The sequence below is a fragment of the Streptomyces sp. NPDC089799 genome, assembly GCF_040684755.1.
GTDB lineage: Bacteria > Actinomycetota > Actinomycetes > Streptomycetales > Streptomycetaceae > Streptomyces.
Genome location: NZ_JBFBGR010000010.1, coordinates 188,552 through 200,707, shown reverse-complemented (window position 1 = coordinate 200,707; position 12,156 = coordinate 188,552). Strand labels below are relative to the sequence as shown.

Annotated in this window: 9 protein-coding genes; 4 read left to right on the top strand and 5 right to left on the bottom strand. The window is 74.2% G+C overall.

The genetic code is table 11. The annotated features are described in order from the left end of the window. Window positions 1-104: 104 nt before the first annotated feature. A complete protein-coding gene (locus tag AB0O36_RS13955; RefSeq protein WP_365108750.1) occupies window positions 105-1,307 on the top strand; it encodes a globin domain-containing protein in 1,203 nt (400 codons plus the stop codon). A gap of 67 nt (window positions 1,308-1,374) precedes the next feature. Here AB0O36_RS13955 and AB0O36_RS13950 read toward each other — a convergent pair whose 3' ends face one another. Together AB0O36_RS13950 and AB0O36_RS13945 are read right to left on the bottom strand one after the other, a co-directional pair. After that, window positions 1,375-2,379, bottom strand: a complete 1,005-nt coding sequence (locus AB0O36_RS13950) for a nucleoside triphosphate pyrophosphohydrolase (protein WP_365108748.1) — start codon at window positions 2,377-2,379, stop codon at window positions 1,375-1,377. A gap of 81 nt (window positions 2,380-2,460) precedes the next feature. Continuing rightward, complete coding sequence (locus AB0O36_RS13945; RefSeq protein WP_365108745.1) at window positions 2,461-3,081, bottom strand: SurA N-terminal domain-containing protein; 621 nt, start codon at window positions 3,079-3,081, stop codon at window positions 2,461-2,463. 182 nt (window positions 3,082-3,263) lie between these two features. Between AB0O36_RS13945 and AB0O36_RS13940 the strand changes: the two genes are divergently transcribed. Further along, entirely contained in the window at window positions 3,264-5,759 is a 2,496-nt protein-coding gene (locus AB0O36_RS13940; protein ID WP_365108742.1) for a YfhO family protein, read from the top strand. Between the two features lie 77 nt (window positions 5,760-5,836). Here AB0O36_RS13940 and AB0O36_RS13935 read toward each other — a convergent pair whose 3' ends face one another. The 3 genes from AB0O36_RS13935 to AB0O36_RS13925 all read right to left on the bottom strand — a co-directional run bounded on the left by AB0O36_RS13935 (window position 5,837) and on the right by AB0O36_RS13925 (window position 10,209). Then, complete coding sequence (locus AB0O36_RS13935) at window positions 5,837-7,345, bottom strand: serine/threonine-protein kinase (protein WP_365108739.1); 1,509 nt, start codon at window positions 7,343-7,345, stop codon at window positions 5,837-5,839. Continuing rightward, window positions 7,342-7,986 carry a hypothetical protein gene (locus tag AB0O36_RS13930; RefSeq protein ID WP_365108737.1) on the bottom strand — a complete coding sequence of 215 codons (645 nt, stop codon included), beginning with the start codon at window positions 7,984-7,986 and terminating at the stop codon, window positions 7,342-7,344. Before AB0O36_RS13930 ends, AB0O36_RS13935 begins: the two co-directional genes overlap by 4 nt. 78 nt (window positions 7,987-8,064) lie before the next feature. Next, window positions 8,065-10,209 (bottom strand): N-6 DNA methylase, encoded by a 2,145-nt coding sequence (locus AB0O36_RS13925; protein WP_365108735.1) that lies wholly within the window; start codon window positions 10,207-10,209, stop codon window positions 8,065-8,067. 142 nt (window positions 10,210-10,351) lie between these two features. Here AB0O36_RS13925 and AB0O36_RS13920 point away from each other — a divergent pair, with 142 nt between their 5' ends. Together AB0O36_RS13920 and AB0O36_RS13915 are read left to right on the top strand one after the other, a co-directional pair. Further along, window positions 10,352-11,083: a hypothetical protein gene (locus AB0O36_RS13920; protein WP_365108732.1), complete on the top strand. Its 732-nt coding sequence runs from the start codon at window positions 10,352-10,354 to the stop codon at window positions 11,081-11,083. Between the two features lie 151 nt (window positions 11,084-11,234). Next, window positions 11,235-12,053 (top strand): hypothetical protein, encoded by an 819-nt coding sequence (locus AB0O36_RS13915; protein ID WP_365108730.1) that lies wholly within the window; start codon window positions 11,235-11,237, stop codon window positions 12,051-12,053. Window positions 12,054-12,156 lie beyond the last annotated feature (103 nt).

Genomic DNA, 12,156 nt, shown 5'->3' with positions numbered 1-12,156 from the left:
CGTCCGGCACCCCATCCGTTATGAGGGGTTCGTCGCGGCTGTCCGCAGATCGGACGGAGCTTGACCTTGCCGCGCCCGCTGTTCCTACTTTCGGTTCTGTGGATGTGAGGATCTTGAGAGAAAGCTTCGCGGTGGTGGAGAGACGGGCCGAACACGCGGTCAAGTTCTTCTACTCGCACCTCTTCTGGCACAACCCCGCGATCCGCGAGCTGTTCCCGCCCTCCGCCGAGGACATGGAGCGCCAGCGGGACCGGCTGTTCGCCTCACTGACCCACGTCATCGCCCACCTGGACGAGGACACCGTCATCCCCTATCTGAGGGAACTCGGCCGGGACCACCGGAAGTTCCTGATCCGCCCGGAACACTACGCCGCCGTCGGCGCCAGCCTGCTCGCCGCGCTCGCGGAGGCGTCCGGCGCGGCCTGGACGCCGGTGGTGGAGAAGGCCTGGGGCGAGGCGTACCAGCTGATCGCCGACACGATGACGGCCGGCGCGGCGGAGGGCGGGGACCCTCCGTGGTGGGACGCGGAGATCGTGCGCCACCTCCAGTACGGAGAGGACATAGGGGTGCTGACCCTGCGGCCCCGGCAACCGCTGCCCTACCGGCCGGGCCAGTACGTCAGCGTCGGCAGCGACCGCGTGCCGAGGACCTGGCGGACGTACTCCCTGGGCAACGCGCCCCGCGCCGACCACACCGTCGACCTGCACATCAGCCGGATCGAGCAGGGCCGGCTGAGTCCCGCCCTGGTGCGCGAGGTGCGGCCGGGGGAGACGCTGCGGCTGGGCGCGCCCGGCGGGCGGATGGTCCTGCGCCGGGACGGCCGCCCGATCAGCATGATCGTCGCCGGGACCGGCTGGGCGCCGGTGCGGGCCATGCTGGAGGAGCTCGCCGAGCGCCCTCCCGATCAGGACGTGCGGCTCTTCGCCGTCGCCCGCGACCAGGCGCACCTGTACGACCGCCCGCTGATGGAGGAGTTCGCGGAGGCCTTCGGCTGGCTGAGCGTCACCTACATCACCCCCGCTCCGGGCCGGCACCGCAACCAGGCCACCGACCGGCTGGCGACCGCGCTCTCCACCCGGGGGCTGTGGCCCGACCACGACGTGTACCTGAGCGGGCCGCCGCTGTTCATCGAGCGGACCGCCCTGCTGCTGGAGGAGCTGGGTGCCCCGCCCGGGCGGATCTTCCACGACGCGGTGCCGGCCGGCGGCGCGGGGCGCTCGCGCCCGGTCGGCTTCGGCGAGTGGTTCCTCAACCCTCCGGACCTCCACTGGCACAACCCCTCGGGCCGCGCCCCGCGCCGGGGCTGAGGCGCCCCGCGCCCGGATCACGGCCGGGGCCGGGGCCGGCCCCGGCCCGTGATTCGCCGGGCAGGCCTCAGGCGCCGACGCCCTCCGCGGCGCGGATCGCGTCCCGGTAGGCGCGGGCCGCCGCGCGCAGCGCGGTTTCCGGCTCCACGCCTTCGGCCTCCGCCCGGGCGGCGAGCGCCAGCAGCTCGTACCCGATGCCCTCGCCCCGCGGCAGTGCGACGTCGATGCCGCCGGCGCGCGCCCGGCCGGCGAGCTTCGCGGCGAGCGCCAGGCCGGGCTGGCCCAGCGGGACGCCGTCGGTCACCGACTCCCGCTGCTTCTCCTCCGCCTTGGTCCGCTGCCAGTGCTCGTGGACGTCCTCGGGGGTTTCGGCCTCGGCGTCGCCGAAGACGTGCGGGTGCCGGTGGACGAGCTTGGCGACCAGCGCGCCGGCGACGTCGTCGATGGAGAACGGGTCCTCCTCGCTCTCCTCCGCGATCCGGGCGTGGAAGACGACCTGGAGCAGTACGTCGCCGAGCTCCTCCAGGAGTTCGCCGCGGTCCCCGGTCTCGATGGCCTCGACCAGTTCGTACGCCTCCTCGATGGCGTACTTGGCCAGACCCTCATGGGTCTTGCGCGAGGTCCACGGGCATTCCCGGCGGACCCGGTCCATGACCTGGACCAGGTCGAGCAGCCGGGCGCCGGGCAGGTCGTAGGAGCCGGGGAGCAGTTCCAGGCCGGGCATGGCGAAGCGGCCGGAGCCGGCCATCCGGGCCAGGCCGTCGGTGAGGTGCCGGTCGCCCTCGCCGGTGGGCAGCACCACGACCGTCCGGCCGCCGGCGCACTCGGCGACCAGGCCGGCGGCGTCGGGGTTCTCCTGCTCCACCGGGATCCCGGCCTCCCGCAGGTAGGGCAGCTGCGGGTGCCCGGGGTCGGTGCACAGGACCCGGTCGGCGGAGCGCAGGGTCTGCCACGCCGGCCAGGACAGCAGGCCGGGTGCGACCCGGTGGCTGGTGGTCAGCAGGACGATCCGGCCGGTGTCCCCGTCGGCGGGCCGGTCGGGGTGTGCGGAGAGGGCGTCGTGGTCGGTCACACCTCGAAACTACCCCGGCGGCCGGCCGGGTCGGGCCCGGGGTCCGCAGGCGGGGTCGGGCCCGGGGTTCCGCAGGCCGGGTCAGGCCTGGGGTTCCTCGGTACGGGTCTTCTGCGTGATCCAGGGGGTGCGGCCCTCGCCGAGGGTGATCTGCTTGGCGTCCCAGGCGCCGTAGCGCGGGTTGATCTCGATGTGCAGCTGCCGGGCGGCCTCGGCGAGACGGGCCATGGCCTTCTGCTCGCCGTCGTGTTCGACGAGCTTGCCGTAGAGGAGCTGGAAGCGGATCTCGTCGTCGGCCTGGTCGGGGGCCAGCGGGGTGCGCTGGGCCAGCAGCAGCTTCTCCATCTGCGCCGGGTCGCCGCCGGCCTGCGCCAGCTGCCGCTTGGCGACCTCCCCGATCTCCTTGGTGGTCACCGTGACCCCGGCCCCGTCCGCGGCCCGCTCCAGGATCCGCAGCTGGACCATCCTGCTGAGTTTGATCCGCTCCAGGTGGGAGGAGGCGGCGATCTGCTGGGCCGGGTTGTCGGTGCGCCGCTGGGCCGCGCGCACGTCCTTCACCTGGGCCTGGAGGGCGGAGGTCGTGATCCGCTCGCCGCCGACGACGGCCGCCGTGCCGGGGCGTGCCTCACCGGAGCAGGCGGAGAGCAGCGGTGCCGCGAGGAGCAGGGCGGCGGAGACGGAGAGCGCAGTGCGACGGTGCAAAGGAGCCTCCAGGGCCGGGCCGTTAGATTGTGCTTCGGTGCACAAGGGCCTTGCGATGATCGATGGTATGAGCTCAGGTTGGTACGGGCCACCGGTTCGACCAACGATTCCCGTGCTGTTGGGGTGCGTGTTCACCCGTCGGCCATCCAACTGTCTTCCGACACTGCCAAGGTCACCCCACCATGTCGACACCGCACAACGCACCGCGCCGTCCCGGCCTGTACGGATCGGCGCTCGCGGCGCTGATCGCCGCGCTGGCGGTGTGCGCCGGCGACGCGGCCGCACGGATCTTCCCGTACGGCCACCGGCACCGCAGCATCAATGACCTCGGCAACCAGTTCGTGCCGTTCCACGCCCGGTTGTGGGACCTGCTGCACGGCGAGGCCGCCGGCGGGCTGCTGCTCAACTGGCAGTCGGGCTACGGGACGAGTTTCCTGCCCGACCTGGGCACGTATCTGACGAGCCCGTTCGCGGTGCTGGTGGGCCTCTTCCCGCGCGAGGACATCGACCTGGCGGTCTATGTGATCACCGTGCTGAAGATCGCGGCGGCCGCGGCGGTGATGGCGGGCCTGCTGCGGACGATGCGGCCGGGCCCGTGGTGGGGTGCCGCGGTGCTGGGCGCCTCGTACGCGCTGTGCGGCTGGTCGGTGATCGAGGCCTCCTACAACACGATGTGGCTGGACGGGTTGATCGCCTTCCCGCTGCTCTGCCTGACCGGTGAGTGGGCGCTGCGGCGGCGCCGGGCGGGGCTCGCCCCGGTGGTCGTCGCGGTGTGCTGGGCGGCGAACTTCTATACCGCGTACATGGCGACGCTCGGGGCGGCGCTGGTGCTGCTGGTGCGCGTGGTCCTGGAACGGGAGGACGTACGGGACCGGGTGCGGGTGGTGCTGCGGGCGGCGGGCGCCACCCTGCTGGGCATCGCGCTGGCCGGGCCGGTGCTCGTCCCGGTGTTCCTCGGGTCGAAGCACGCCTTTCCGGGGCTGGTGAAGGAGTTCGAGCCGGCGGGGTGGACGGACCTGTCCGCGCGGCTGCTGCCGGCCACGTACAGCTTCTCCTCCCCCGCGGTGTTCGTGGGGACGGGCACGCTGCTGCTGGCGGCGGCGCTGCCGTTCCACCGGGCGGTTCCGGTCCGGACCCGGCTGTGGTGGACCGGGCTGGTGCTCGCGGTGCTCCTCTCCTTCCAGTGGAAGCCGACCCATCTGGCGTGGCACGTGTTCGCCACCCCGAACGGCAGCCCCTACCGGCAGACGTTCGTGCTGGCGGGGGTGCTGGTGATCGCCGCGTGGACGGGGCTGGCGGCGGGCCGGCCGGGGCCGCGGGCGCTGGCCGGCGGCGCGGCGGTGACGGGCGCGGCGGCGCTGGCGGCGGCCGGCAGCACCTTGCCGACCACCTGGTCGTACGCCCTGTTCCTGGGCGGGCTGGCGGTGGCCTGGCTCGCCTGGTGGCTGCTGCACCGGCACCGGTTGGCGGTCCCGGCGGCCGGGCTGCTCGTGCTGGTGCTGGCCGGGCAGGCGGCGGCGACCACGGCGTGGGGGCACCACGAGAAGCTGGCCCTGCTGGACGACTACCCGTCCTGGGGGCGGGAGCACGGCGCGCGGGCCCGCGCGCTGGCCGCCGCCGACGGCTGGCCCGCGTACCGCACGGACCCGGGCCGGCCGGCCCTGACCGGCAATGACCCGATGCTGCTGGGCGGCGAGGGCGGTTCGTACTACAGCAGCCACACCCCGGACGTGTACACGCGGACGATGGCGGCGCTGGGCGCGGGCTGGACCTCGCGCGGCCGGAACGTGCAGAGCATCGACAACCCGGTGACGGACGCCCTGTTCGCGGTGGGCGCCAGGCTGCAGCCCGACGGTTCGGTGCTGCGCCGGGACACCCTGCCGATGGTCACGGTCCGCCCGCCGGCGGCGGCCGCGCCGGCGTACGGCGACTCACCGTTCCGCAACCAGGAACTGCTGCTGGGGGCCCGGGTGTACGAGCAGCCGGTGGCCCCGGGGGTGTGCGCGCCGGGTACGGAGGCGTTCCTGTGGGCGCCCGCGTACGACGGCAGGGTGCGGCTGGCGGACGGGCAGCCCTTCGGGCTGCGCGGGAACGCGCCGAAGAACCGGGCCGCGATGCAGCCGATGGGGGTGTCGCACGGCGCGTCCTCGAAGCTGAGGTTCCTCGGGAAGGAGCCGCTCGACTGGACGCTGGAGTGCCTGGACCGGAGCCGTCTGGACGCTGCGGTGTCGGCGCTGCGGGACACGGCGGCGGTCTCGGTGCGGGTCGGGTCGCGCGGGGTCCGCGCGGAGCTGCCGGCCGGGTCGACGGGCACGGCGGTGGTGGCGGCGACCCGGATTCCGGGCTGGACGTGCAACGGGCGGTCGGCGGAGAGCCACCTGGGGCTGGTCGCGGTCCCGCTGGACGGCCGCACCACGACGGTGACCTGCACCTTCCGCCCGCCGGGGCTGCTGGCGGGGCTGGGCCTGGGCGGGGTCGGGCTGGCGGGCACGGCCCTGCTCACCTTCCTTCCCGCACGGGCCTCGGCCCGGTCCGCCCGGCGCGGAGGGCCGGGCGGCCCGGGCGGAGTTGAGGCATCCGGCGGGCCGGGCGGTGTCGAGGGATCCGGCGGGCCGGGCGGTCAGCGTGCGGACAGCTCCTCGGCCGGGACCGGCCGGGACGCCCGGATCGCCGGGTAGGGGCCGGCCGGGGCGCCGACCGGTGGCGGTGTCCGCCCGGTGGGCGGGCACCGGCCCTGCCGGGGCATAGCCCGGTCTCAGCCGCGGACCTGGCCCAGCCAGGCCAGGGTGCGGCGGACCTCCGCGGGGAGCGGGTGGCCCGGGCCGTGGAGGCGTTCGGCGTCGTAGAGGAGCCGGGCCAGCATCTCGTGGGCCGCCTGGCGGTCGCCGAGGGAGAGCAGCAGGTGTCCGATCCGGCGGCGGACCTCCAGGGCGAGCTCCGGGTCCGGGTTGGCGTAGTGGTTCTCGAACTGCGGCAGCAGCGAGCGGTATTCCGCCAGGGCCGCGGCCGGTTCGCCGAGCTGGTCCAGGCACTGGGCCGCGTCGTAGCGGAAGCGGAGGGACTGCGGGTCGCCGGCCGGGAGTTCGTCGGCGAGCCGGCGCAGCTCGGGCAGGGCCCGCCGGTACTGGCCGTCGTCCATCAGCGTGGCGGCGTACTGCTTGCGCAGGGAGCGGACGACCGGGGACCCCTCCCCGTGCTCGGCGGCGGCCGCCGGCAGCAGGGAGCCCAGGATGTCCACGGCCTGGGTGAGCCGGCCCTGGTCGAGGAGGCGCTTGACCTCGTCCACGGAGGAGGCGATGTCGGGGCGCGGCGGGGCGGCCGGGCGGGGCGGCACGACGGGGGCGGCGGCCCGGTCCGGCCAGGGTGCCTGCGGCTTCAGGAACGGCCGGGTCGGGTCCATCGGCCCGGACGGGACCTGGCTGCCGGCGGTGGGCAGCAGCGGGACGAGGGCCTCGTAGACCTCCTGGGCGGAGCCGGGGCGGTCCTGCGGGTCCTTCGCGAGCAGGTGCAGCAGCAGTGCTTCCAGCTGGTGCGGGATCTCCGGGCGGACCTGGCGGACCGGGAGCGGCGGCTCGTACAGGTGGCGGTGGAGTACGCCGAGGGCGGTGGATCCGGCGAACGGGACGCTGCCGCTGAGGAGTTCGTACATCAGCACGCCGAGGGCGTACAGGTCGGTGTACGGGCCTACGGCGCCGCCCATGGCCTGTTCGGGGGCCATGTAGGCGGGGCTGCCGATCGGGGTGCCGGTGTTGGTGAGGCGGGTGGTGTCGGTGTCCATCACGGAGGCGACGCCCAGGTCGAGGACGAGGACGGTGCCGTCGGGCCGGACCATCACGTTCCGCGGCTTGAGGTCGCGGTGGACGATGGGCACGGCGTGGACGGCGGACAGCACCGCGCAGAGCTGCGCGGCCACCGAGACCGCCCACGGCCACGGGTAGGGCTCGTTTTCGGCGAGGTGGTCGGCGAGGTCGGCGCCCTCGACGTACTGCATCACCAGGTAGAGGTCGTCGCCGTCGCTGCCGGCGTCGTGCACGGTGACCAGGCCGGGGTGGTCGACCTGTGCGGTGACCCGGCATTCGCGGACGAAGCGGCGGCGCAGCTCCTCGGCGACGGTGCCGGGGCCGGCCACCTTGTCGGGGCGGAGCAGCTTGACGGCGACGCGGCGGTCGAGCCTGCGGTCGTAGGCGGTCCACACCTGGCCCATGCCGCCCTGACCGAGGACGGTGGCGAGCTGGTAGCGGTCCGCGATGACGCGTTCGGTCACCGGCCCTGCTCCCCCTGCTGCCTGCGGAGCAGCTCGCTGAGCTCGTCGAGTTCGGCGCGGACCTGGCCGATGCGGGGCGGCTGGTGGGGCTGGGGGGCCTGTTGCGGCGCGGGCTGGGGGGTCTGCTGCGGGGCCTGCTGCGGGGCGGGCTGGTGCGGGGCCGGCTGGTGCGGCATCGGGACGGTGGTCCGGCCGGGCGGCTGGGTGTGGCCGGGCGCCGGGGTGTGGTCCACCGGCGGGTAGCCGTAGTGCGGGGTGACCGGCGGTGCCGGCGGGTACCAGCCGGCCGGCGCGGCCGCCGCGTTCTCCCAGTGCTTGATGTCGCTGTAGAGGAAGTACACGGTGACCACCACGGCCATGGTCAGGATGGTGATCATGCCGGTGTTGCCCATCCAGGTGCTGGCGTCCTCGGTGGGGTCCTCGCCGACCAGGGCCAGGCAGGCCACGATGAGCACGCCGTCGGCCACGCTCAGGGCCCAGTCGCGCGGGCGCCGGGTGACGACCGCGAGCCGGATCAGCGTCCCGAAGGCGAGCATGCCGCAGCTCAGCACGGGCAGCAGCGCGAACAGCACGCGCATGGTCACCACGGACCCGCCGGCGGGTCGGGGTCGTTGCTGCGGCGGATAGCCGGGGCCGTGCATCACTGCTCCTGGGGACTGGCGCGAAAAGACTGATGGGGACGTGCGGGTCAGAGCGTATACACCGACTCCCGCAGGAGGTCAGTGGTTGTACCCAACCGTGACGGTCCCGTCGGTGAGTCCGTCGTACATGCCCTGGACGAGTTGCTCTCCGAGGCGGCCGGCCAGCCGCAGCGCGTCCTCGAACTCGGCGAGGGCGCGGAAGCGTTCGCCGTAGACCTGCTGGTCGGGCAGCGGCAGCCGGGGCAGTTGGAGCCGGCGCACGTCGAGCCGGGTGGCGGTGGAGGCGTGGCTGCTGGCCTGCCGGCTGTTGGCGGTGCCGCGCAGGAATCCGGCCAGGAACCAGGGGTCGAGGGCGTCCGGGTCGGGGCGGAGCAGCTGCAGGTTCCGGCCGAGGGCGGCACCGGCGGTGTCCGGGCCGATGACCCGGGCGGGTGAGGTCCCGCCGACCACGGGGACGACGACGTCGCCGGGTTCGGTGAGCACGGGCGGCTCGGGGCCCTCGGCGAGGGTGCCGGAGGGGGCGGTGCCCGCGGACACGTCGTGTTCGGTGAGGACGGGGGCTTCCCCGGTGCCGCTGCCGGTACCGGTGCGGAGCAGTACGGCGCCGGCCCGGGCGAGTTCGCCGATGGTGGTGAGCGGCGGCCGGGACGGGGCGGAGGCGGAGGCGGACGGGGCCGAGACGGACGGGACCGGTCCGCCGCCGGAGGGTTCGGGTGCTGCGGACCCGGCGGGCGCGGCGGGTGGCGGCGGGGTGAGGCGGGCGGCCCGGGCGAGGGTCTCGTCCAGGCGCTCGCGTACGGCGGCCAGCTCGGCGGGCCCGCCGGCCGCGGCGGGCGGCGGGAGGTGCCGGGCCGGGGTCAGGTCGACGTCGTCGTCGAGGAGTTCGATGACCGGGACGACGCGGCTGAGCCCCGGGGTGTCCTCGGCCGCGCCGCCGGTGCGGTCGTACGCCCTCCAGGCGTCGAGCACCGCGGTGTGTACGGCGGGCCAGGCGGACCTGTCCCGTCCGTCGGCGGCGAGGGAGGCGGTGTCGACGAGGAGCAGCCCGGGGGCGGCGGGGCCGTGCGGAGCCGGCCGGCGCAGCACCCACAGGTGGAGCGGGATGCCGTACGGGGGTGCGGCTCCGGCGGGCAGCGCGACGACGGCGCGCAGGGCGCCGCGCCGGAGCAGGTCGGCGCGGATGCGCCGGCCGGAGCGGCGGGCGGCGACGGCGGGCGGCATCAGGAGGACGGCGGTGCCGCCCTCGCGGAGGTGGGCGAGGGCGTGCTGCACCCAGGCGAGCTCGGATTCGGTGCGGGCGGGGAAGCCGTACTCCCAGCGGGGGTCGTAGGCGAGTTCGTCGTGGCCCCAGTTGCGCTCGTTGAACGGGGGGTGGCACAGCACGGCGTCGGCCGCGAGCCCCGGGAAGGCGTCGGCGCGCAGGCTGTCGGCGGCGGCGGCCCGGACCTCGGCGTCGCCGTGGAGGGCGAGCCGGAGTGCGCCGAGCGCGGCCGTGTCCGGGCTGCTGTCCTGGATGCGGAGGGCTGCGGGGGCGCGTACGGCGCGCAGCAGGGTGCCGGTGCCCCCGGCCGGGTCGAGGACGGTGCGGGCGCCGTCGCCGGCCAGTGCGGCCATCAGCTCGGCGGGGCCGGGCGGGGTGAGCGTGTACTGGCGGGGGTTGGCGTCGAGGTGCCGGCCGAGCAGGAACTCGAAGGCCTTGCGGGCGCCGAGTCCGGCGGCGAGCTCGGCGGCGGCGCGCAGCAGCGGGACCGAGGCGGCGGGGATGCCGTCGGCGGCGAGTGCCGCCAGGGGGTGGCCGGGGCCGAGCCGGGCGGTGAGGACCTCGGCGAGCAGGGGCCGGAGCAGGGTGGCCGTGCGCGGGTCGGAGACGGCGGCGGCCTCCAGCCAACCGGTCGGCCGATCGCGTACGAGGAGCAGGGCGCAGCCCGCTTCGACGAGGCCGGCGACGGCTCCGCCGGGGTGGCCGGAGACCTGCTGCCAGACGCGTTCGCGCAGCGGTACTTCGGCGAGCTTGCCCTGGGCGCGCAGCCAGGCCTCGACCTCGGGGAGCGCGAAGGAGGGACTGGTCTCGGTGCCGCCGACCGGCTTGGGGAAGTCGGGGTGGCGGCGCCGCCAGTTGCTCACGGCCGCGCGGCCGACGCCGGCGAGGCGGGCGATCTCTGCGGCGGTGACCTCGGCGGTGGTGACCTCTGCGGCGGTGACCTCTGCGGTGTTCTCCGGCATGCCGCAGAGGATACCCGTACACACCCGAGAACCAGCTTCACAGCGTGAACTCGATGGAACGAATGAATCTTGTTGACTCGGTTCACAGTCTCTGTTGTGATGACCCGTGTCCCCCCACCACCGGATCGACGAAAGGCCAGACATGTCGCACGCCCACGCCTCCAGGCTCACCCGCACGGCCCTCGCCGGTATCGGCACGGCGCTCGCCCTGGTAGCCCTGAGCGCCTGTTCCGACACGGACACCGGGGCCGACAAGGACAAGGACAAGGGCAAGGCCGCGAGCAGCAAGCCCGCCGACCCGGGTACGGGCGGCACCGCCGGCACGGGCGGGAAGTCCCCGGAGAAGAAGGAAGAACCGAAGAAGGCGGTGGCCTTCAAGGGCAACGGGACCTTCGAGGTGGGCAAGGACCTCAAGCCCGGCACGTACCGCACCACCGGCAACGGCAGCACGGCCGGCTGCTACTGGGAGCTGACCAAGGACTCCTCCGGCGAGGCCGACTCGATCATCGCCAACGACAACGTCACCGGCGCGAGTTACATGACCGTCAAGGCCCCCGCCAAGATCCTCAAGAGCTCGGACTGCAAGGACTGGGAGGTCGTGGACGAGAAGGCGGCCGGCAGCCCGAAGTCCGCGATCAAGGGCGACGGCGGCATGTTCAAGGTGGGCGTGGACATCGCGCCCGGCACCTACAAGTCGGCCGGACCGGCCGAGGGCAGCGCCGGCTGCTACTGGGAGCGCGCGAAGGACGCCGCGCACGGCCTCGACTCGATCGCCGCCAACGACAACCCGACGGGCCCGGCGGTGGTGACCGTCTCCGCCAAGGACGCCTACTTCAAGACCACCGGCTGCGGCGACTGGAAGAAGAGCGGCTGAGTCAACGCCCCGCCCGGGGCCTGGAGGCCGGCTTCGGGAGCGGCGCGGGAGGGCGGCTCCCCGAAACCCCGTGTCGGCGCCGCCCCGTACACTCGCCCCTCGCCGCTCCGCTCCCGATCGGCTCCGTCCTCCGCAACAGGAAGTAGCACTCATGCGACGTGCCCGCGTGACCGCCACCGCAGTCCTGGCCTCGGCAGCCCTCCTCGGGCTCACCGGCTGCAACGGGTCCGGCTCGGGTTCCGGCGATGCGAAGTCCGGCAGGACGAACGCCCCTGCCTCCCCTGCCGCGAGCCCGAGCCCGAGCCCCGCCAAGCACCCGTTCACCGACCTCTCGGGTCCGGAGATAGGCGAGAAGGCGTACGCGGCCACCCGTGCCGTGCAGTCCATGCGCGTCAAGGGACAGGTGAGGGACGGCGGAAAGCCGATGAGCATCGACCTGGCCATCGACAAGAACGGCGACTGCGAGGGCGCCATGGCCATGGGTGGCGAGGGCACGGTCAAGATCGTGAAGAACGCCAAACTCCTCTACTTCAAGGCCGACGAGAAGTTCTACCGGACCCAGATGAAGGCCCATCCCAAGGCCGTTCAGGACGCGGCCGTCAAGCAGCTCGCCGACCGCTGGGTGAAGAAGACCGCCACCACCGCGCAGGCCAAGGAGATGGCGTCGCTCTGCGACCTGGACGAACTGCTCGGCGAGTTCGAGCGGATGCCCCTCGCCCGCAAGGGCGAGGAGACCCGGCTGCCGGCCGGCCCGGCGTACACCCTCACCAACAGCGGCGAGGACGGCGACTCGACGTTCTGGGTCGCCATGCAGGGTGAGCCGTACTTCCTGAAGATGAGCAGCCAGGGAGAGGAGGCGGGCGAGATGACCTTCTCCGAGTTCAACGTCCCGGTGAAGAACCAGGAGCCGGCCGACAAGGACATCGTGGACGGCGACAAGGTCAGCGGCGGCCCGTCCGAAAGCGCCTGACCCCCACAACACCTCCCTCCTCCCTCCTCCCTCCTCCCGCCCGCTGCCCGCGTGCCCTCCGGCTCCGCCGTACCGGACCCGGAGGTGACATACGGGGTGCGAA